14 protein-coding genes are annotated in these 23,544 nt (G+C 35.7%); 7 read left to right on the top strand and 7 right to left on the bottom strand.

The genetic code is table 11. From position 1 onward, the window contains the following. The first annotated feature begins 17 nt into the window (after nucleotides 1-17). Together tilS and E0F89_RS14600 are read left to right on the top strand one after the other, a co-directional pair. A complete protein-coding gene (gene tilS / locus E0F89_RS14605) occupies nucleotides 18-1,328 on the top strand; it encodes a tRNA lysidine(34) synthetase TilS (RefSeq protein WP_131910514.1) in 1,311 nt (436 codons plus the stop codon). Next, on the top strand, nucleotides 1,328-3,361 hold the full coding sequence (locus E0F89_RS14600) for a protein-disulfide reductase DsbD family protein (protein ID WP_131910513.1): 2,034 nt from the start codon (nucleotides 1,328-1,330) through the stop codon (nucleotides 3,359-3,361). The genes tilS and E0F89_RS14600 overlap by 1 nt, the downstream gene beginning before the upstream one ends. A gap of 163 nt (nucleotides 3,362-3,524) precedes the next feature. On the opposite strand, the gene E0F89_RS14595 is transcribed toward E0F89_RS14600, so the two are convergent. Next, nucleotides 3,525-4,598, bottom strand: coding sequence for an alanine/ornithine racemase family PLP-dependent enzyme (locus E0F89_RS14595; protein ID WP_131910512.1), 1,074 nt, complete (start codon nucleotides 4,596-4,598; stop codon nucleotides 3,525-3,527). A gap of 36 nt (nucleotides 4,599-4,634) precedes the next feature. Next, nucleotides 4,635-5,069 carry a GNAT family N-acetyltransferase gene (locus E0F89_RS14590; protein ID WP_131910511.1) on the bottom strand — a complete coding sequence of 145 codons (435 nt, stop codon included), beginning with the start codon at nucleotides 5,067-5,069 and terminating at the stop codon, nucleotides 4,635-4,637. A 579-nt stretch (nucleotides 5,070-5,648) separates the two neighbouring features. On the opposite strand from E0F89_RS14590, the gene E0F89_RS14585 reads away from it, so the two are divergent. The 3 genes from E0F89_RS14585 (at nucleotide 5,649) to E0F89_RS14575 (ending at nucleotide 12,478) form a co-directional block, all read left to right on the top strand. Beyond that, nucleotides 5,649-7,496, top strand: a complete 1,848-nt coding sequence (locus E0F89_RS14585) for a CocE/NonD family hydrolase (protein WP_131910510.1) — start codon at nucleotides 5,649-5,651, stop codon at nucleotides 7,494-7,496. A 646-nt stretch (nucleotides 7,497-8,142) separates the two neighbouring features. Further along, nucleotides 8,143-11,790, top strand: coding sequence for a T9SS type A sorting domain-containing protein (locus E0F89_RS14580; protein WP_131910509.1), 3,648 nt, complete (start codon nucleotides 8,143-8,145; stop codon nucleotides 11,788-11,790). 304 nt (nucleotides 11,791-12,094) lie between these two features. Then, the gene (locus E0F89_RS14575) at nucleotides 12,095-12,478 is read left to right on the top strand and encodes an HU family DNA-binding protein (RefSeq protein WP_131910508.1); all 384 of its coding nucleotides are present in this window, start codon (nucleotides 12,095-12,097) and stop codon (nucleotides 12,476-12,478) included. 110 nt (nucleotides 12,479-12,588) lie between these two features. Here the strand turns inward: E0F89_RS14575 and E0F89_RS14570 are convergent, their stop codons facing one another. From E0F89_RS14570 to E0F89_RS14555, 4 genes are all read right to left on the bottom strand, one after another. Next, entirely contained in the window at nucleotides 12,589-13,905 is a 1,317-nt protein-coding gene (locus tag E0F89_RS14570) for an ammonium transporter (protein ID WP_131910507.1), read from the bottom strand. 327 nt (nucleotides 13,906-14,232) lie between these two features. Further along, nucleotides 14,233-14,610: a PH domain-containing protein gene (locus E0F89_RS14565; protein ID WP_131910506.1), complete on the bottom strand. Its 378-nt coding sequence runs from the start codon at nucleotides 14,608-14,610 to the stop codon at nucleotides 14,233-14,235. 9 nt (nucleotides 14,611-14,619) lie between these two features. Then, a complete protein-coding gene (locus E0F89_RS14560; protein ID WP_243699532.1) occupies nucleotides 14,620-15,927 on the bottom strand; it encodes an amidohydrolase family protein in 1,308 nt (435 codons plus the stop codon). 70 nt (nucleotides 15,928-15,997) lie between these two features. Further along, nucleotides 15,998-18,988, bottom strand: coding sequence for an amidohydrolase family protein (locus E0F89_RS14555; RefSeq protein ID WP_131910504.1), 2,991 nt, complete (start codon nucleotides 18,986-18,988; stop codon nucleotides 15,998-16,000). 234 nt (nucleotides 18,989-19,222) lie between these two features. On the opposite strand from E0F89_RS14555, the gene E0F89_RS14550 reads away from it, so the two are divergent. Next, complete coding sequence (locus E0F89_RS14550; protein WP_131910503.1) at nucleotides 19,223-20,758, top strand: YifB family Mg chelatase-like AAA ATPase; 1,536 nt, start codon at nucleotides 19,223-19,225, stop codon at nucleotides 20,756-20,758. Between the two features lie 54 nt (nucleotides 20,759-20,812). Here E0F89_RS14550 and E0F89_RS14545 read toward each other — a convergent pair whose 3' ends face one another. Further along, nucleotides 20,813-22,270 carry an FAD-dependent oxidoreductase gene (locus tag E0F89_RS14545; RefSeq protein WP_131910502.1) on the bottom strand — a complete coding sequence of 486 codons (1,458 nt, stop codon included), beginning with the start codon at nucleotides 22,268-22,270 and terminating at the stop codon, nucleotides 20,813-20,815. 504 nt (nucleotides 22,271-22,774) lie between these two features. Between E0F89_RS14545 and E0F89_RS14540 the strand changes: the two genes are divergently transcribed. After that, nucleotides 22,775-23,488 (top strand): pseudouridine synthase, encoded by a 714-nt coding sequence (locus E0F89_RS14540; RefSeq protein ID WP_131910501.1) that lies wholly within the window; start codon nucleotides 22,775-22,777, stop codon nucleotides 23,486-23,488. Nucleotides 23,489-23,544 lie beyond the last annotated feature (56 nt).

Genomic DNA, 23,544 nt, shown 5'->3' with positions numbered 1-23,544 from the left:
ATTAATTAAATTTGAATATGCTAAAGAAATTCCAAAACCACCTTCTTCATAATTTCCAGTTATTAAACGGAAAAAAAATACTTCTTGCCACAAGCGGCGGGAAAGATAGCATGGTAATGGTGCATTTGTTTCAGCAATTGGATTATGAAATAGGAATCGCACATTGTAATTTTCAGTTGCGTGCAATGGAAAGTTTTGAGGACCAAAATTTTGTGCAGGAATATGCTGCCGCAAATGATATTCCGGTATTTATAACACAATTTGATACCAAAGCTTTCGCAGAAGATTATAAAGTTTCTACGCAAGTTGCCGCGCGTGAGTTGCGATATAACTGGTTTTATGAATTATTAGAGACTGAAAATTTCGATTATATTCTTACGGCACATCATGCCGATGATAATCTGGAAACTTTTTTAATCAATTTGAGTCGAGGAACAGGATTAGAAGGTTTAACTGGAATTCCGGAACAAAACGAGAGGGTTATTCGTCCGCTTTTGGCATTTAGCCAAGAAGAAATGGAAGAATATGCCAAATTAAATAACATTCAATGGCGCGAAGACAGCAGTAATGCCTCTGATAAATACCTTCGGAATAAAATTCGCCATCAGCTAGTTCCGATGTTAAAGGAATTGAATCCCAATTTTCTTTCGTCGTTTCATAAGACGCAAACGTATTTGCAAGAAGCGCAAGTTTTGGTTGAAGATGCATCAATTATGATTTATCAACAAGTGGCTAAACAAGAGGAGGATACTATTTATTTTGACTTAAAAAAATTAAAAAAATTACCCAATTATAAATCGTATTTGCATCAATGGCTGAAAGAATTTGGATTTTCGGCTTGGGATGATATTTATGATTTGGTCGAAAGCCAATCTGGTAAACACGTGTTTTCGCCCGAATATAGATTATTGAAAGACAGAGATTCTTTAATCCTAAGTCCGATAAATTTTGTAAATGAAAAGGAGGAATATTTTATTACTGAAAATCAAAAAGACGTTAATTTTCCCTTAAAACTTTCATTTTGTAAGGTAACCGACATTAGTATCGCTTCAAATAAAACTATATTTGTTGATACTGATAAATTGCAATTTCCTTTAGTTTTACGCCATTGGAATGAGGGCGATAGTTTTCAACCTTTTGGGATGAATGGTAAATCTAAGAAAGTGAGCAAGCTTTTTAAAGATGAAAAATTATCCTTGCTGGAAAAAGAAAATTCGTGGCTTTTATTTTCGAATGAAGACATAGTTTGGATTGTTGGACTTCGTCAGGATGAACGTTTTAGAATAGAGAATACAACAAAGAATATACTTAAAATACAATTAGAATAATGAAGAAACTACTATTTATACTTATTGCTTTTTTGACTTTTGCCAATGGTGACGCTCAAATTCTTGATCCTGCAAAATGGACTACCAACATAGAAAAAAAATCAGAAACAAATTACATCCTTACTTTCAATGTTGTCATAGAAAATGATTGGCATTTGTATTCTCAATTTACTCCGGATGGTGGTCCGTTGCCTTTGGAAATCATTTTCAAAAATCAAAAAGGGAACTTTACTTTAGTTGGAAAAGCCAAAGAAAGCAAGACGAGAACTGCTTTTAATGATATATTTGAAGTTAACGAAACATTCTTCGAGAAAAAAGGTCAAATTCAGCAAGAAATTACAATAACAAATCCAAAGCTGACTGAAATTAAAGTTGATTTTAATTATCAGGTGTGCAAAGAGGTTTGTATCAATATAGAGAAGAATTTCACGTTTGCGATTCCTGCGGCTTCAAAAACAGCTGAAACAGCTCCAATAGCAACTGATTTAACGTCATTAGATTCGGCTAAAGTTGATACTGCGGTTGTAAATTCGGATGTAAATAAAGAACAAACCGTAACTCCTGAAAAAGTGCCGGTATTAGATTCTAAGTCTGACAAACAAAGAGGATTATGGTCTATTTTCTTCATTGCTTTTTTATCTGGATTTGCCGCATTGCTTACACCTTGTGTCTTCCCGATGATTCCTATGACGGTAAGTTTCTTTACAAAACAAAGTAAAACAAAGGCAAAAGGAATTAGAAATGCCATTATTTACGGAATTGCAATCATCTTCATTTATGTAGTTTTAGGATTCTTAGTGACTTGGATTTTTGGTGCCGATGCACTGAATGCGTTGTCTACGAATGTTTGGTTTAATATTATTTTCTTTGTTTTGTTAGTCACATTTGCAGCTTCATTTTTGGGTGCTTTTGAAATAATGTTACCTAATTCGTGGGCTAACAAAGTAGATAATCAAGCGGATAGAGGCGGAATAATTGGAATTTTATTCATGGCTTTGGCATTAGCGATTGTATCGTTTTCTTGTACTGGACCTATTGTAGGAACTCTTTTAGTTGAAGCTGCGTCTAAAGGCGGAATTGCGCCAATTGTTGGAATGTTTGGATTTTCATTGGCTTTAGCCTTACCATTTATGTTATTTGCGATGTTTCCGGGTTGGTTGAATTCTTTACCAAAATCCGGTGGATGGTTGAATACGGTTAAAGTAGTTTTAGGATTTTTAGAATTAGCTTTGGCATTCAAATTTTTGTCGAATGCGGATTTGGTTTTACAATTACATTTCTTGGAAAGAGAAGTGTTCTTGGCAATATGGATTGCTATTTTTGGAACATTGGCCTTTTATTTATTTGGGAAAATTACGCTTCCGCATGATAGTCCGATGAGTCATATATCAGTAGGGAGATTGTCTTTTGGATTAATGGTTTTGGCCTTTACCATCTATTTGATTCCTGGAATTTGGGGAGCACCATTAAAATTAATTTCTGGTTTCCCGCCTCCAATGACGTATAGTGAAAGTCCGTACGGAGTAGGAAATTCAAAAGGTGGTTCGAGCACATCAGCTCAAATTTTGCCGGAAGGTGCACATTTAGGACCGCATGATCTTATCGCTTTTGAGGATTATGAAAAGGGATTGGCTTATGCCAAATCAGTAAACAAACCCATTTTACTTGACTTTACAGGATATGCTTGTGTGAATTGCAGAAAAATGGAAGATTATGTTTGGTCAGATCCTGCAATTTTAAAAATATTACAGGATGAAGTGGTATTAATTTCTTTGTATGTGGATGACAAGAGAGAATTGCCAAAAAGTGAGCAATATGTTTCTAAAGAAACGGGTAAGGAAATTGTAAGTGTGGGGAATAAATGGAGTGATTTCCAAATCACGAGATACAAAGCCAATGCGCAACCGTATTACATTGTTTTGGATACCGAAGAAAATATGTTATCTGACAAACCAGAAAGTTATAATTCGGATATTAATGCTTATAAAGGCTGGTTGAGAGAAGGAATTGATCGCTTTGAAAAGGCTAAATAAAGCGAAGCATCTGGACAAAATAGCAAACGTAAATTGCACTAATTTCTAAGAAGCAATCTTTGGAAATTAGTGCAATTTGAGTTTAAACTTGGCACATATTGGTATATGAAATCATTGTTAAATCCGTTAAAATATTTCATTAGCAAAAAAATATTAATGTGTTTTATTCTATTGTTTTTTCGATGTAATCAGAATTTAAAAGATATAAAGCTCCCATATATCGTATTTGAAAAGCGACTAAGTCTCCAATTTTATACGTCTTTTTAGAATTAGAAATATCGATAACCAACATATCAGAACTGGCATCTACAATCGTAATATCGGTATCATCAGATTCGATATATTGTGGCTGCATATCTAGCAATCCAATATCTAGAATGGCTCGTAGCGAAGTAATTCCTAAATCCGTGACATCGTCTATCGAAAACGAATTTCCGGCCACGTTCTCGCCTAATTCACCTGTTGGTGTATTCGGTTTTTCGGTAATTTCGATGATTTCAGCATACAATTTGAAAACATCATGGTGCATTCCTTCAATGGTATTTCCGGTAAACAAATCTTTCCCGAAGAATAGCGCTTCTCCTATTCGAAAATGATTCACAGCCATTGGTCGGGCGTTTTTGAGAAGTAACGGTACCGTAACAGAAGTTCCTCCGGAAACAAATGGAATACTGATGTCAAATTTGGCTTCAATTAATTGTTTATATAAACTTAATTGAATCAATTTATCCTGTGTTGGCATCACACCGCTGAGGCAATTAAAATTGGTTCCAATACCAGATATTTCAACATTAGGCATTTTTAAGATAGCACCATAAAATTCTATTAATTCTTCGCCCATAACACCTTCACGAAGGTCGCCCATCTCAATCATTATGATGATTTTGTGTGTCTTATTCTGCTTCACTGCTTCATCTGAAAGTAATTGTATGGTGTAGATTTCAGTATTAAAACTGATATCAGCATACTTAACAATGCTTTCAATGCTTCGTTTTGCCGGTGGCTTAATGTAAACGGTTTGAATTTCGGAATCCAACTCTTTAATTTTTTTCAAATTACTTACTCTGGAATCATGAATTTCCCGAACTCCTAAAGCAATGATTTCTTTAAGATAAATTGTATTTCCACATAAGAGTTTTGAAACTACGCCCCATTCAATATTTCTGGATTTAAATGTTTCATCCAAAAAATGATAGTTTTCCTGTAATTTTTTTTGATATAATTTTATAAAAGCCATTTCTGATAATTTAAAACAAGTTTTTTGAAGATAGAACTATTTAATTAGCCTCATTTCCAAGTATTTATTAGTAAAACCTAAACTTTCGTATAATTTTTTGGCAGGGTTGTTAGGTTCTACATGCAATGCAATATTTCCTTCGGTAATGGATATGGCTTTTTGCATCAATTGTTTTCCAAAACCTTTACCGCGCTGACTATTATCCACAGCGATATAAACCAAAATATTTTCTGGAATGTAATCTTTCATTCCAGTGTTATTTAAAATAATAACACCTACCATTTTTTGATCGTCTATTCCTACTACAATATTTCCTCCTTTGCTTGGATTCATGACGTAATCAATACATTTTTGAATGTCTTCAATGGTATCGCCGTACTGCTCTAAATGGGTATGAAGGAATAGTGTTATAATTTGATTGGTGTAGATTGTATCTTCGCCGGTTCTGTTATTAATTTGTTTAAATATCATTTTTAAAGTAATTTATTATTAAATAGAAGTAATAATTAAGTTATTGATTTTTCTAAATAGAAAATCAAAAAGTATTATTTTTCGGTTATTTATTAGCCTGTAAATGGAATTCTTCCAAAAGACAAAAGATGCAGAAAACTGCAAAAAAAAGATGATTTTTTCAGAATGATTTCTGAAATAAAGGAATCATATTTTGGATTAAAAGTTCGTAAAAAGAAACTTTAAGAACCACAAAAAATAATTTGGTATTTACAAATATAAGGTGAATTATCTGAAAAGAGCTCTTAAAATGGGAAAAACGCCGTTTTTGTAAGTAAAAACTATCTTTTTAGGAGTAGCTTTTGTAAATAATTCAAGGTAAAGATAAAATATTAATTAGTAAAAAAAGTACTAATTTTAATAGTTAAGTGAATAATTGGTATTGAATATTTAAATAATTCAAGAACTACAAATAGTGAGTATTTCTACATTATTTTATCAGCAAAGATGATATGCAAATTTAAAAATATTTAAAATAAGGATATTATATTCAAAAGAGATTTTTTACCTTTAAAAACTATTTTTAACTTAAAAAAATTCATGAAAAAACTACTCAGTATTTCGCTTTTTTTTATTGGAGCTCTGTTATTTGCCCAAGACAATAAAGCCAATTATGTTTCGGAAAATTACACTAAAAAAGAAGTGCATATCAAGATGCGCGATGGTGCCGAATTATTTACAGCAATTTACACTCCCAAAGACGTTTCTAAAAAATACCCGATTATAATGCAAAGAACGCCTTATAATTCCGGTCCTTATGGAGAAGGTCAGCTCAAAAGAAGTATTTCTCCAAGTGAAACGATGATGAAAGAAGGATATATCGTGGTTTATCAGGATGTTCGCGGCAGGTTCATGAGTGATGGATTATACGATAATATGCGCGGTTTTATTCCAAATAAAAAAGGGAAAAAAGATATCGATGAAGCTTCGGATACCTATGATACTATAGATTGGTTGGTGAAAAATGTTGCTAATAATAACGGAAATGTAGGTACTTGGGGAATTTCATATCCTGGTTTTTACGCAACCTATTCTTTGTTGAGCAATCATCCAGCTTTGAAAGCGGTTTCGCCTCAAGCATGTATTGCTGATTTCTTTTTTGATGATTTTCATCATAATGGAGCATACTTATTGAGCTATTGGAAAGTGACGCCATTATTCGGTCCACAAAAAACAAAGCGAACTACAGAACCTTGGTATAAATTCACGAATACAGGAACAAATGATGATTATCAGTTTTTCTTAGATGCAGGACCATTATCGAATCTGGATAAATATTATGGTAAAGACAACGAGTTTTGGCAACAGCTGAAAGACCATTCCAGTTATGATGATTTTTGGCAAAAACGTGGTATTTTACAGCATTTAAAAAATATTAAACCAGCGGTAATGACAGTAGGAGGTTGGTTTGATGCAGAAGATTTGTATGGGCCATTAAACACTTATTCTACCATTGAAAAGAGTAGTAAAAACTACAATACAATCGTTATGGGGCCATGGAGTCACGGGGATTGGGCTAGAAATTCAGCAAAACAAGTGATTGGTAATATTAATTTTGGAGACAGTATTTCGGGTTATTATCAAAAAAATATCGAAGCTAACTTCTTCCGTCATTTTCTAAAAAACAATGGTAAAGGTGAAAATAAATTACCTGAAGCCTATGTTTTTGATACTGGAAGAAAAGAGTGGAAAACCTATGAAACCTGGCCTCCACAAAATTCCGCTAAACAAGATTTCTTTTTGCAAGGAAATCAATTGGCAAAAATGGCGAAGAAAAATATTTCTTTTGAAGAATTCATCAGCGATCCAAAAAAACCCGTTCCCCATTCTGAGGATATCAAACAAGCAGGGCTTACGCCAAGGAAATACATGACGGATGACCAGCGTTTTGCTGCAAGACGTCCGGATGTGATTGTTTTTGAAACAGAAGTATTGAACGATGATACTACTTTAGCTGGAGAAATATTGGCTAAATTGCAAGTTTCCACTACTGGAACTGATGCGGATTGGATTGTAAAAGTAATTGATGTTTTCCCAAATGATGAACCGGAAACGAAAGAAATTGCTCCTCATTTAAAGATGAGTAACTATCATATGATGGTTCGAAGTGAAGTAATGCGAGGCCGTTTCAGAAACAGTTTTTCAAAGCCGGAACCTTTTGTTGCCAATGAGAAAACGGCAGTAAACATCAAATTGCAAGATGTTTTTCATACATTTAAAAAAGGACATAAAATCCAGATTCAGGTTCAAAGTACTTGGTTTCCATTTATTGATTTGAATCCACAGACGTTTGTCGATAATATTTTTTATGCTAAACCAGAAGATTTTCAAAAACAAACTCACAGAATTTATAATGATTCAAAAATTGAGTTTACAGTTTTGAAATAAAAAATCGGAAACGAAATAATTCGATTTTAAAATCCCAATCTATTTTTTAGATTGGGATTTTTTTGTGTTCGATTTTGAAAATTAAAAAAAGTTCTGCTAAGAAAGAAGTAGCCGGAATATAAGAGATTTTTCAGATTTTCATGCGGCTTAAAAGACAGTTTTTTGATCCATTAAAAATATATGCATGGTACATCTTATGTTTAAACACTATTGAATTTTTTGTGGTAAAAATTAGAGAAATTCACTTTTATTCGTTGAAATAAAACAACTTTTTTTATTGTCTACTCCTTATTATTTGATCGGTTTAAAACCGAAAAATGGGGTTCAGCTGTGGCAATAATTTTAGTTTTCCAGTTTTAATTAACTAAAAAACAATCTATTGTGCAGTTGATAGTTGTTTTTAATCCTTTCATCGAAAATATTAAATAAATGTTAAAGGAGTTATAAAATTAATATAATTTAGTGTTTAAGTATTTGGAAATTACATGATCGAAGCACGTTTTTTATTTTAAAAAGCGCTTTTATTTTGTTTAAAAAATCCCTCTAAATTGATCAAAAAATTGCGATAGAAACTTCATTCTATCGGGTTTGCATTTTAAAGTTGAGCATACAGTATCCGTTATTTTATCATTTTAATTTAAGAAATATGAAAACATTTTTACTCAAATCAGGATTTTTAACTTCTTTATTTTTAATTGCCAATTTGTTTTTTACCAGTGTTGCTTTCGGGCAGGCTGTAGTCACAACTGACAAAATAGACTATCAGCCTGGCGAGTATGTAATTATAACTGGCTGGGGCTGGACTCCAGGCGAAACGGTTGATTTTCATTTCGATGAAACTCCCATACCTGCGACTTGCCTGCTCCCCCATGACCGCACTGTGATTGCGGATTCAAACGGAAATATTTATTATGATCAATTTCTAATTAAAGAAAATCACCTCGGGGTTTCTTTTGTACTCACAACAACGGGCCTAACCTCCGGGTTAGTGGCTAAGGCTGAATTTACTGATGGTTCAATATCCATATCCCCTAATCCTTCTTGTGGAATCGGAGGTTCTGCTACTATAACATTATATACAACTGGAGGTGGTAATATTGACGTTACTAAGCCAATGCTCCTGTATAAAGGATCAGCCACGGGTACTCCAATTTATACTTTTACGGAAACAAATCTTGTTTATACTATTCCTAACGTTTCAATTGCAGATGCGGGACTATATACTTACACTGCTACTAAAACTAATAACCAGTCAGAAACAGGAACAGCAACACTTACTATTAATACAGTATCAAACAATACAATTTCTGCCAACCAAACAATTTGCTCAGGAAATTCCACAGCTTCATTAACCGGATCAGTAGCTAGTGCTAGTACAGGAACTATCAGTTATAGGTGGAGCAACAGCACAGACGGTATCAATTTTTCTGATATTGGAAATGGTTCAGGAGGGAATAACCAAAATTTTATTCCTGGCTCTCTCACGGTAACTACATGGTACCAACGAAAGGCAACCTCATCTGCAGCTGGAAGTTGTTCAACATTATCCAACATTATCAAGATTACAGTAAATCCAACACCAACAGCTACTTTAACTTCACCAGGCATTTCCGGTATTTGCCCGGGCGAAACTGTTACATTAAATATCGCATTAACTGGCTCAGGGATTGTATTCGGAGTTTTAAGTGATGGCACTACATTTAGCGGTACAGGAGGAAGCACAGTTTCCATAGTCAAAACTCCAACTGTTGATATAACTTATTCAATATCATCTTTAACTGATGGAATTTGCCCCGGAACCTTCACTGGTTCAAAAGTCGTTACAATAAAAGGAAAATATACTGCAGATGCAGGACTGGATGAAAAGATATGTCCAGGAACAACGCTCACATTAAGTGGTGTAGCAACAGGAACAAGTCCTACTTATTTATGGTCGAGTTCTGGTTCTGGAAGCTTTTCAAGTACATCTACTCTTGTAACGGTTTATACGCCATCAGCTGCCGATATTAGTACAGGATCAGCAACAATAAGCTTTGCAGTCAGTGGAACAGGGGCTTGTGACGCAACAGATGAGATGATTTTGACTATTGGAGATATCATCAATCCAACGATAACAGCACCGGCAGCAGTTAGTGCTTTTACCAATACCACATGTACGGCTTCAGGAGTTGCTTTAGGAACACCAGCAACAGCTGATAATTGTTCTGTTGTCAGCGTAACCAATAATGCACCAACAGCATTTCCTCTTGGAAACACAACCGTAACTTGGACAGTAACGGATGGCAGCGGAAACATTTCTACCGCCACACAAATAGTAACGGTAACAGACAATCAAAATCCAACCATTACCGCACCAATAGCAGTAAGCGTAAGTTCAGATTCAGGATTATGTACTGCTTCAGGAGTTGATTTAGGAACACCRGTAACAGATGATAATTGTTCTGTTGCAAGTGTAAGCAATAATGCCGTTCAACCATTTGCTTTAGGAAATACAACCGTAACTTGGACAGCAACTGATGGAAGTGGAAACATTGCCACAGCTACTCAAATAGTAACGGTAACAGACAATCAAAATCCAACCATTACCGCACCAATAGCAGTAAGCGTAAGTTCAGATTCAGGATTATGTACTGCTTCAGGAGTTGATTTAGGAACACCGGTAACAGATGATAATTGTTCTGTTGCAAGTGTAAGCAATAATGCCGTTCAACCATTTGCTTTAGGAAACACAACCGTAACTTGGACAGYAACTGATGGAAGTGGAAACATTGCCACAGCTACTCAAATAGTAACGGTAACAGACAATCAAAATCCAACCATTACCGCACCAATAGCAGTAAGCGTAAGTTCAGATTCAGGATTATGTACTGCTTCAGRAGTTGATTTAGGAACACCGGTAACAGATGATAATTGTTCTGTTGCAAGTGTAAGCAATAATGCCGTTCAACCATTTGCTTTAGGAAACACAACCGTAACTTGGACAGTAACTGATGGAAGTGGAAACATTGCCACAGCTACTCAAATAGTAACGGTAACCGATGATCAAGACCCAATATGGACAACCTCTGCTTCTGCTTTAAACACTAGTGTTTATTGTGGCAACGCAACAGCATTGGCTGCAGCACAAGCTCTTGCTCCAGCAGCTAATGACAATTGTTCAGGAGATGTTACCTACAAAAAAACATCAGGAGAATTAATTGGAAATACTTATAGAAATATTTGGACTGCAACAGATGTAGCTGCAAATGAATCAGTGATCTTTACGCAAATAATAACAATATTAGCGGTATCAATAGACGCAAGTGCCAGTAGTGCTCCTGTAGCCATAAATACAGCTGCGACATTAAGCGCTAAGGTTACAATTCCAGACACAACTACGCCAATTGCTGGAGTCACAGTTACTTTCTATCTTGATGGTGCGTTAAAAGGAACTGGCGTTACGGATGGATCAGGTATAGCTACATTTCCAGTAAGTGGATTGCCTGCTGAAGTGTACAGTGTAAAAGCTGTTGCGGGTGATGGATGTTCAGAGTCCGATGCTTATCTGGCAGTATACGACCCAAATGGTGGTTTTGTAACAGGCGGTGGCTGGATCAATTCTCCTCTAGGGGCACTTACAGGTTCATCTCTTGTAGGAAAAGCCAACTTTGGATTTGTTGCCAAATACAAAAAAGGAAACAATGAGGTGGATGGAAATACGGAGTTTCAATTTCAGACTGGAAGTCTAAATTTTAAAAGCAGCTCTCATGAAGCTATGTCATTGGTGATTGCTGGAGCGCAAGCCACATACAAAGGCAAAGGAACAATAAACGGTGTGTCGGGCTATAACTTTATGGTTTCTGCTATAGATGGTGATAAGAAATCAATTCGTGTCGCAGATAAATTTAGAATCAAAATTTGGAATGGATCAGGTGTTGTATATGATAACCAAAAAGAATCACTTGATAACGCAGATGCAACAACAGTGCTTGGAGGAGGATCCATCGTGATACACGAGGTGAAGAAAACAAATAGCAAAACTGCTGAAGTTGTTGAAGTCCCTACAGAACCAATAACTTTCAATGTTATAGCATACCCCAACCCGTCAAACCAATATTTTAATTTAGAGATGAAAGGCGGCAGCACAGGAAAAGTGGACATAATGGTGTATGATGTTCTGGGAAGAACCATAAAACACATAGAAAGTAGCGATGGTCAATTTATTAGGTTTGGCGACGACCTGCCAACTGGTGCTTATTTCGCTAGAATAAGTCAGGGAATAAACCAAAAAACGGTAAAATTGATAAAACAGTAAACAACATTCAAAATAATTAGAATCAAATCCATCCCATTTAAAATTGGGGTGGCTTTTGTATTTAGCAGTAGTTCGATAATTATTTACTTCTCATTGATGCCCCTGAGTTTGCGTACAAATTTTGAGAATCGTCAGCACCCAACTTTAGTATCATCTTGATGATAAAAAATAAAGATGTATATCTTTTACAAAAGTGCTGTATATCTTTACTATAAAAGATGTATGGAATTTCGACGGTTTCTGTAGATCTTTTTGTAAATTTATCAAGACAAAATTATTATCTAATCCTGAACTATCTTTTTTTATGTCAATATCCTTCAAAATGGTACCCAAGAAAAACAATTTGGTGTCTCCGCCACAAATAAAATATTATCCTTGCGCGATACATGAGGGTGAAGATGATTTAGAAAGTCTGGCCGACATAGTGTCTTCCCAGTCTACTATCAGTAAAGCAGATTGTTATGGTGTAATTATGGCGCTTACCAAAGTTATAGGCGAGTCATTGGCCGATGGGCGCATCGTACGAATTGACAGTCTGGGTTCGTTTCAAATTACGGTACGGGGATTACCGGGTGAAAGTCCCGATGAATTAGGTAAGGCCACTATTAAGGGAGCTAATATAATTTATAAGCCGTCAAAAAATATGAAAAAGATGTTAAATGGATTAACTTATAAAAGGATAAGATAAAAATTATAGTTGTAACCAATAACGAAAAAGTAATCCCGAATTAAAAAAAAACTAAAAGCGTTCTGAAATTGATTTCAGAACGCTTTTTACTTTTGGTTTATAAAATTGATTTATAGAAATTCACCATGTTGTGAAATATCCAAACCTAATTCTTCTTTTTCTTCACTCACACGAAGCGGAGTAATTTTATTTACAACAAAGAAAAGGAAATAGGAAGCTGTAAAAGCGAATATTGAAACGATTACTAAAGCAGTTAATTGGTTTAAGAATAATGTGGCATCGCCAAAGATTAGTCCTTGATTATCACCTACTACTGAGTTAATTGATTTTGAAGCAAAAACTCCGGTTAAAAGCATTCCGACCATTCCACCTACACCGTGACAAGCAAATACGTCTAAAGCATCATCAATTTTTCCTTTGTGGAAACTTCTAACCACTAAATTACTGACGATACTTGCAAAAGCTCCTATGAACATTGCATGCGGTATACTCACAAATCCTGCAGCAGGAGTAATTGCCACTAAACCTACAACCACACCAATACAAGCTCCCATTGCAGAAAGTTTGTGTCCAAGAATTTTGTCAAGAAATACCCAAGCCATTCCTGCAGCAGCAGCAGCTATAGTTGTAGTGCCTAGCGCTTGAACTGCCAAGCCGTTAGAGCCTAAAGCCGATCCGGCATTGAAACCAAACCAACCAAACCATAGTAAACCAGTTCCTAATAATACATAAGTGATACGGGCAGGATTAGGTTTTTGTGCTTTTCTTTTTCCTAAAAAAATGGCTCCGGCTAATGCAGCCCATCCAGCACTCATGTGAACAACCGTTCCACCGGCGAAATCCAGTACTCCCATTTTAAAGAAGATACCATCTGGATGCCAAGTCATGTGCGCTAGAGGTGTATAAACAAGTAATATGAATAAAACCATAAATAATAAGTATGCCCAAAAACGGATTCTTTCTGCAAATGCTCCAGTAATTAACGCCGGGGTAATGATGGCGAATTTTGCTTGAAATAAAGCAAATAACATAAAAGGGATTGTAGGAGCAAGACTCCATGCTATATTTGTATCTACACCTTGAAAAAATAAATTCGGGATAGGATTTCCTATAACACCTCCAATTGTTGGACCAAAAGATAGTCCAAAAGCAATAACAACCCATAAAACGGTTACAATTATCATGGCCATAAAACTTTGAAGCATGGTACTGATAACATTTTTTTTGCCTACCATTCCACCATAAAAGAAACCTAAACCAGGAGTCATTATTAATACAAGTGCTGTAGCAACAATCATCCAAGCGGTATCGCCAGTGTCAAATTTTACAGCTTCTGCTGGAGCAGGGCTATCTGTTAGAAAATAATTTGAAAAAAGGGTTAATACCAAGACTGTGATTAATATCACACTTAAAATAATTTTTCTCATTGTTTTTAGTTTTAAATTTCGATAAAAATATAAAAATCATCAATAACCCCCTTTAAAAAAGCTATTGAATGTTTAATTTTTATAATTTAAACAATGCGAACCCCTTTTTATTATGGGTATAGTATAATTTTAAGTAAAAATTTATAATTTGTTAAAGTTAGGTTAAAGGAATGTTATGTTTTGATGCCTAAAATTGCCCATTGTCCAAAAAATTACAAATACGATTCTGATTTTCGCTGTCTTTTTGCAGTGATAAAAGAGATTAAACTAAAAAAGGCACTAATTGCATGGATTGCAATTAGTGCCTTTAAATTATAAATGTTATGGTTATTTCAAAGTGTGCATGCTTAAAATTTTGTAAACTTCATTGATGTTGTTTCCACCTTTGCCAAATTGTTTCACAATGGGATTGTTATCATTGTTTAACCAAATTTTTAATTCGGCATCCAAATCTAATATTCCGGCGCTTTCTTTAGAAAATTTCTTGATACTCGAATACGGTATTGACATATAATCAACTTTGCTTCCAACCAATTGCTTTTCGACCAAAATCAGTCTTTTGTTGGTGAAAATAAACATATCCCGAATAAGTTTATACGCTTTTTCAATTTTTTCTCCATCAATTAAGATTGGCTCAAATTCATTCGAAACATTTTCAATATTTACTTCAGATGCATTGCCTAAAATGGCATTAAATAGTCCCATTGTATTACTTTATTTTTGATTGTATTTTGTTTTATATCGGTCGTTCATCTTAGTTTGGTGTGTTTCCAAACTAATCATCCTGCCTTGGATAAAAGCGTTTGTTAATTTATTTGTTCTCATATCCAAAGCATCACCTTCAGAAACAAATAATGTAGCATCTTTTCCCTGCTCTAAGGTACCACATTGCGCATCAATTCCCAATATTTTAGCAGTATTTGATGTGATTAATTTTAAAGCTTTTTCTTTGTCCAATCCATAAGCAGCACAAGTTCCTGCTAGAAATGGTAAATTTCGTGTATTCATTCTTTCATGGGCACCGCTGTTTTCTAAACCTACCAGAACCCCTTTCTCAGTTAATAATTTGGCTGCTTTGTAGGGTAAATCAATGTCATGATCATCATTTTCAGGCATTTCATGAACGCGTTTAAGCAGTACGCCAATATTATTTTTTTGTAATAATTCAGCTGTTTTGTAGGCTTCATATCCGCCTACAATCACCATTTTTTTAATACCATTTTCTTTGGCAAATTGTACCGCATCGATGATTTGTTTTTCTTCATTGGCATGAATAAATAGCGTTTGGCTTCCGTCGTACAAACCTTTTGTAGATTCTAAAACTAAATTTCGCTCTTTCGAACTATCACCTAAATACGCTTTTGCATTGGATAAAAAGGCTGATAATTCCAAAATTTGTTTTGAATAATCCTTGTTGGCCTCAATGTTCCCAGGGTCAAAGCGTGAGCCACCTCGTCTAAAAGTAGTAGGAAAGTTGATGTGAATCCCATCATTTTCTTTTACAAGTGCATCTTTCCAGTGCCAAGCATCCAGTTGAACAATGGAAGAAGAACCAGAAATTACTCCGCCTCTTGGCGTGATTTGAGCCATTAAAATACCATTAGGTCTTACGGTTTCTATTACTTTCGAATCAGCTGTATAAGCAACAATACTTCTTACATTTGGATTCATCGCACCAATTTCATCTTCATCATCAGAAGATTTTATGGCATCAATCTCAACTAAACCTAATGTCGAATTGGGAGCTATAAATCCCGGATATACGTGTTTTCCGCTGGCATCAATTGTAACATCGTATGCACCAGCGGCTAATCGGATAACTCTTGCATCTGCAACCAAAGTGATTTTTCCGTCTACAAATCCGATGGCGCTGTTCTCAATCACTTCACCATTACCTAAATGTGCTGTGCCATTGAGAATCAAAACAGATTTTGATTGTTTAGCGGCTGGCGTTTGTTGGGCCTGTGTAAATATAGATACACTAAAGGCTGCTATTAAAAGATATATTTTTTTACTAATCATGTTTATAGGTTTTTTAGAATTGCTTTGCTTTATCATAAAAGCACGGTTTTTGAAATTTAAATTCATTGGATTATTCTTCTAAAGTATCGCAATGATATTCTTTTTTCTCCGTTTTTTTAGGTTCTTGCGTGGTCATGCCTTTATTTTTTTCTTGCAATAACTGCCCTATTAGCTCACTTCTTTCTTTAGCAATTGCTACTCTTTGCGCTTCATCTTTTTGAGCATCGTAATACACAACACCTTCAATTAAGGTTTTTTCAGCTTTTGCATAAACGGATAACGGATTGGCATTCCATAATACGATATCCGCATCTTTGCCTACTTTGATACTTCCTACCTTGTCATCAATATGCAATAATTTAGCAGGATTCAAAGTCACAAATTTCCATGCATCTTCTTCAGAAATATTTCCGTATTTCACTGCTTTCGCTGCTTCCTGATTCAATCTTCGGGACATTTCAGCATCATCAGAGTTGTAAGCTACTACGATTCCGGCATTATGCATTATTGGTCCATTGAAAGGAATGGCATCATTCACTTCAAATTTATAAGCCCACCAATCCGAGAAAGTAGAGGCTCCAACACCGTGTTCTTTCATTTTATCGGCAACTTTGTAACCTTCAAGAATGTGAGTATAGGTATTCACTCTGAAATCAAATTTTTCGGCCACATTCATCAACATCAAAATTTCAGATTGCACATAAGAATGACAAGATATGAAACGTTCTTTGTTTAATATTTCGGCTAATGTTTGTAGTTCTAAATCTACTCTCGGTGCTTTTCCTTTTCCTTTTTTATTGCCAGAATTGTAGTTTTTCCAAGCTAAGTCATATTCTTTGGCACGTTGAAAATAATCAGTAAAAACTTGTTCGACACCCATTCTGGTTTGCGGAAAACGCGTAGGGCTTACATTCCCCCAATTGGATTGTTTTACATTTTCACCTAAAGCAAATTTGATGAATCCAGGCTGATTTTTGTATAACATTTCATCCGCGGGTGCTCCCCATTTCCATTTTACAATTGCGGAACGTCCACCAATTGGGTTGGCTGAACCGTGCAGTAACTGTGATGTTGTAACTCCTCCTGCCAAATCTCTATAGATATTAATGTCTTCAGAATTCACTACATCTTGTATCGTTACTTCGGCACTAGAGTTGTGTCCTCCTTCATTCACACCATTAGAAATCGCAATATGCGAATGCTCATCAATAATTCCGCTGGTCAAATGTTTTCCTTTAGCATCAACAATTGTAGCGGATGCATCAGATATATTTTTCCCTACAGAGGCTATTTTTCCGTTTTTGACCAATACATCTGTTTCTTCTAAAATACCATCTTTTTCATTGGTCCACACTGTAGCATTTTTAAAAAGTATTGTTTCAGCTGTAGGTTTCTTCAGATTTCCATAAGCAACATTTGGAAATGTTGTTGGGATAATCATATTGTTCTTTTCAATTTTAGAGGAATCAACTGCTTTTATAAATGGAGCCGTTTTTACCGCTGACCATTTTACTTCATTACCATTGAATAAAACTGCTTTTCCAGAAAGATTTTGTGTGTCTTCAATGTATCCAATTAATCTTGTGAAACTGGTTTTAGTAGAATCATTTGGTTTGATTACCGTAGAAATCCAATTATTTGTCATCGTCAGTTTCGACTTGATTTTTTTGGAATCTACTGTTGTGATTTCTGATTTTGGTGCAGTAATCTCCCCATCAATTTTCCATTTGTATTTTTCAGCATTAATAGTCAAATCATAATTTCCGCGAATGTCCTTCGTTTTAATATCGTTGACAACAAATTTATTTCCTTGAACCCAGTTTTCATAAAGAATCGTTTTTTCTTCAAAAATTTCTCCAGAAGTAATCACAAAGTTGGCTAAACTTCCTGTTTTCAAAGTTCCCATTTCATTGCTTTTCCCTAAAAGAGCAGCAGGAATTGTGGTCAATGCTTCCAATGCTTTGGTTTTATCAAAGCCATATTTAATGGCTCTCAAAAGATTGGGTCTGAAATCTTCCATCTTCTTTAACTTGTCTGTTGTCAAAGCGAAAACAATTCCATTATCCGATAAAACTTTAAGATTGGTAGGCGCTTGGTTCCAAAAACGCAAATCTTTCAATTCCATTTGGTTCGCTTGGTTCGGATCGGAAACATCATACGCTTCAGGGAAATTGATTGGAATAATAAATTTCGAATTCGTTTTTTTGATTTCCTCAATGCGTTCAAATTCGTTTCCGTTTCCTTTTAAAACATAATTTAAACCAAATTCTTTTGCTATTTTGGAAGCGCGTAAACTGTTTAATTTGTCTTCAGAAGAAAATATTTGCACTAACTTTTCATTATTTGCCAAGGCTTCTAATGATAAATCTTTAGTAGTTGAATTTCCTTTTTTGTACCAATCCAAATCATAATACATTTGACGTAACAATGCCATCATTCCCATTAATGAACTTGGATACGATTGGTTTGTAGTTACGCTTTTAGTAAATGCAAAATGATTGGTCACTTTATCGGATAGCAATTGATTCTTTTTTTCGAAATTATTCAAAGCGATTAAAGTTCCTGATCCACGAGCAATTCCGTCTGGAACGTGAGTTCCCACAACACCAAATCCGGCTTTCAATAATTCTTCGGCTTTAGTTTGGTCGTATTTAAATGCTTCGTAGGCATTCACTTCGGAACGAATGCTTTCATTCCAATAAAAACCGGATCTTTTGGTATCATACAAAGGATTTCTTTCGGTAGCTCCTTTTGGTTTTTCGATTCCAAAGCTGGTGTAAATGTCAATAAAAGAAGGATAAATGGATCTTCCTTCTAAGTTGATTGTCGTGCAATTTTTAGGAATTGAAATGTTAGTTCCAACACCAATTACTTTTCCGTTTTGTATCAGTAGAATACCTTTTTCAATAACTTGTGTTGGTGTTACATAGATTTTTGCATTGGTAAATGCAGTAAAATTGCTGGTTTTGTTTTGAACACTTTCGTTATTCGGAAAGTATTCCTGTGCGTAGGTTTTTGGCAGTAAAAAACTAAAAAAGAGTAGGAGTAGGATTTTTTTCATAGTGTGGTTTCTAATTATTTTCTAAAAGTAGAAAAATGCTTATAGTATACCTTCAATTTTTTAAATTTTAACATTTAGGTTATGCGAAAAATGGATGGTATTGGGCTGTGCGCCAAAGTATTTTGCGTATTTTTTGAATAAATTTTTGTTATTCATTATTTTATTAGAAGTTATGTAGGATTTCTTATAATAATAAGAAAAGTTTTCTCTAATTTTAGAATAAAATAAAGACAGATGCTAGTTAAAGTTTTTGGAAGTGCAGTTTTTGGAGTCGAAGCCACTACAATTACCGTCGAAGTAAATATTGATAAAGGAATTGGTTATCATTTAGTTGGCTTGCCAGATAACGCCATTAAAGAGAGTAGTTATCGGATTGCGGCAGCGCTCAAAAATAATGGTTACGCCATGCCTGGCAAAAAAATCACCATCAATATGGCTCCTGCTGATTTGCGCAAAGAAGGTTCTGCCTATGACCTGACTTTAACGATTGGAATTTTGGTAGCTTCCGGACAAATCAATGCCGAGGATGTTGATAAATATATCATTATGGGGGAACTTTCCCTTGATGGCAGCCTTCAACCGATACGAGGCGCTTTGCCAATTGCTATCAAAGCTAAAGAGGAGGGTTTCAAAGGTTTTTTTCTTCCAAAACAAAATGTAAAAGAAGCCGCAATTGTTGCCGGATTAGATGTGTATGGCATCGAAAATGTGCAGGAAGTAATAGATTTTCTGGAAGGGAAAGGAACTCTGGAACCAACAACTATTGATACCAAAGCTGAATTTTATAAAACCTTAGACTTTCCAGAATTCGATTTTAGTGATGTCAAGGGACAGGAAAGTATCAAGCGTTGCATGGAAATTGCCGCAGCCGGAGGACACAATATTATTTTGATTGGACCGCCGGGAGCAGGAAAAACGATGCTAGCCAAGCGATTGCCCAGTATTTTGCCACCGATGACGTTGCGAGAAGCACTAGAAACTACAAAAATTCATAGTGTTGCCGGCAAGCTGAAGGAAGTAGGTTTGATGAATCAACGTCCGTTTCGCAGTCCGCACCATACCATTTCAAATGTTGCATTAGTCGGGGGAGGAAGTTATCCGCAACCTGGTGAAATTTCGATGGCGCATAACGGTGTTTTGTTTCTGGATGAGCTGCCGGAATTTAAACGCGATGTTTTGGAAGTGATGCGTCAACCACTGGAAGATAGAGAAGTAACGATCTCCAGAGCTAAATTTACGGTTACTTATCCGTCCTCGTTTATGTTGGTTGCGAGTATGAATCCGAGTCCGAGTGGTTTTTTCAATGATCCGGATTCGCCACAAACTTCTTCGCCTCACGAAATGCAACGGTATTTGAGTAAAATTTCTGGACCATTATTGGATAGAATAGATATTCACATCGAAGTAACTCCGGTTCCTTTTGAAAAATTATCCGATGACCAAAAAGCTGAAAGTAGTGTTGACATTCGCAAGAGAGTGACTGCAGCCCGTGAAATTCAAACGGAACGTTTTGAGCAAATGGAAAATATTCATTACAACGCCCAAATGAATACCAAACACATTCGGGAATATTGCGCCTTGGATGATGTTTCGAAACAATTACTAAAAACCGCAATGGAACGATTGAATTTATCGGCGCGGGCCTACGATCGTATTTTGAAAGTCGCACGCACTATCGCCGACTTGGATGCTGCTCCAATAGTTGTTTCCAGCCATATTGCTGAAGCCATTCAGTACAGAAGTTTGGATAGAGATGGTTGGTTGGGTTGATTATTAATTCCCTGTTTAAGAAAAATATACTACGCTATTAGTTATTTAATATATTTATATGTCTTTTTTCTGCAAAGATTTTCCTCTAGGCGCATCGCGCTCATGAAGCACAATTTCCGAATGTAGGAATTGTGCGGCTGCTGCTGAATCTTTCACTTTGGTAGCAGAACGTTCTAACATTTCTGATTCAAACTCTTTTAATACATTTTCCCGAACTCCATATTTTTTCCACTGGGATAAAAGTCTACATCCTTTTGAGATTCCACGAGCCAAGGCGAGCGCATCCAGCAGCCCCTGATTTGCGCCCTGTCCTTTGAATGGACTCATTGGATGAGCCGCATCTCCAATCAGAGTTACAGGGCCAGCTTTCTCTAGTAATTCAGATTTGAGTAATTCTCTATCATACACGGGGTAGCCGGAAATCTGAGCTTCAAGGGTAGCCGCTAGAATCTGAGGAATTGGATCGTGCCAATGTGTCCTGCGACAGGCTTCTTCCTTAAGTGCTTGAGGTCCTTGAGCACTTAATAACTTAGCCTCTTTTTCTGACAGCGGGAAACTAAATTGCCACATCACCGCATCAGATGAGTAAGGCATCATGTAGATCCGTTCATTTCCATTAGCGGTTTGAAATACAGTGGCCGAGTCCAGCAAAGGACTATTCAGACCTTCGAGATGCTTTAGAGGACAAATCCCCAATATCACAATACATCCTAGGTAACGTAAAGGAGTAGTATCCGCATCAATCAGCAACCCACGCACTGAACTGCGAATTCCATCGGCTCCAACCACCAGATCCGCCTTGGCGCTCTTAATTTCGCCGTTTACTTCAAAGCTTAATTCAACACCATTACCCGTAGATTTCTCAAGATTGACTAACTGATGCCCCCATTGGAGCGTATCATGTCCGCCCAGTTGTTCCAGTAAAGCTAAGCGTAAAGATTGCCGTGCGATATGGACATTTATACGTTGGGTAGGTTTTTGCGCAGCAAGTTGCATCCGGTTTCTGATTCCCCATTCACCGATTACTTTTCCTTCAGTATTATGAACCACATGCCTTGTTGAAATCACTCCTTCCTTTAACGAGAAAATACCCAATCCCTCGATTGCTTTACTAGCTTGTTGTAAAGTGAGCCCATAGCCCTGAGATCGAGCATCGAAGTTGTTATCGCGTTCATACAGGGTAAAAGGAATTCCGCGATGTAAACAAGCTACGGCAAGAGCGACCCCTCCGATACCACCGCCGATAATGGCAACCTGTGGGTAGTTTTCTTTATCGGCTGTTGGTGGGTAAGCAGCATGTTTTAACCCTGATCCTTTGCAGTTCAAGCAGGTGTATAGATGTCCCTTTGGAAGGACAGGAGCCCTTCCATCACCATTCATTTTTTCATACTGAGTGACTTCTAGCTGGTATCGGATTTTTACTTTTTTACTAAGTCCCCGACTTTTTTTGCCAATCCCCAAACATTCCTGACAAATAGTGTAGTTTGTGACCGGATTTTTTTCATTTTTCACTTACTTTCATTTAATTTGATATTGCCTTCCGGTTAAAAAAGAGTATAATTGATGATTTGCCTAACAGTAAACTAGTTGTTGTAACTATGTTTACTTTTTTCTAATTTAACGCTTGACAATTATATTTTTCTGGTTTTTGCCGCATTTCGCAGTACGCAAATTTAAGACAAAAGAGTACTGGAAAAACCTGCAATTTAAATTCCCAAATAAAACTCCAAACACAAACTAATGTTTAAGCCAAATTGTCGAAGTAATTCAGTATTGAAGTTAAGATCATGATGTAATGTAAATTATGTTTCAAATTTTTTTTTAACGATTTTTGATTTCAGATTTTTAAACTCTGCAAAATCGATAATACGATTGCTAGCGCGTTTTTGCTAGCGCCAATTACAAATTTATTAGTGATTTACTTTTGTTGATGTTCACGAGCGGGAAAGAAGAAAAGTATAGAAATAAATACGTTAAAAAAGAGATTTCGATAAAAATCTCTTTTACTTTTGCCAAATGTTAGAAATTCTTTACCAAGACGATTATATTATTGCAATTAATAAACCAAGCGGACTGTTAGTCCACAAATCATTTTATGCGCGCGATGCAAAAGTGTTTGCTATTCAAGAATTGAGAAATCAAATAGGAGGGCAACACGTTTATCCTGTTCATCGGTTAGATCGTAAAACATCTGGTGTATTGTTATTTGCCTTGGATAAGGAAGTTTTAAAAATTATGAATGATCGTTTTGCCACACGCGAAGTCGAAAAAAAATATTTAGCCATTTTACGTGGTTGGTCACCCGAACAACTAACCATTGATTATGATTTAACCAATGATGATGGCATTATACAAAATGCTATAACCTACTTTCATCGATTGCAAACTACCGAAATTGAGTTAGAATTTAACAATAAACCTACGTCACGATATTGCTTGGTGGAAGCGATTCCTGAAACGGGACGGATGCATCAATTGCGAAAGCATTTCAAACATATTTTTCATCCCATTTTAGGAAGTCGTCCACATGGTTGTAATAAACAAAATAAATTATGGTTGGAGAATTTTGAACTGAAAGGAATGATGCTTCATGCACATCAGTTAATTTTTAATCATCCGATAACAGATGAACAATTGATCTTGAATGCAAAGATTAATGAAGAGTTTAGCAGAGTAGGTAGTATTCTTAATCTAGATTTGAAGAAGTATGAGTCGCATACTAATTTGTAAAGTAATGCTTTAAATTAGTGTTGTATTTGTAAACAACTGTTTTCAGTATAAAGAGG

Source organism: Flavobacterium caseinilyticum, from assembly GCF_004349085.1.
Lineage (GTDB): Bacteria > Bacteroidota > Bacteroidia > Flavobacteriales > Flavobacteriaceae > Flavobacterium > Flavobacterium caseinilyticum.
The sequence above is the reverse complement of the archived record's forward strand: the minus strand, read 5'-3'. Positions and strand labels throughout refer to the sequence as shown.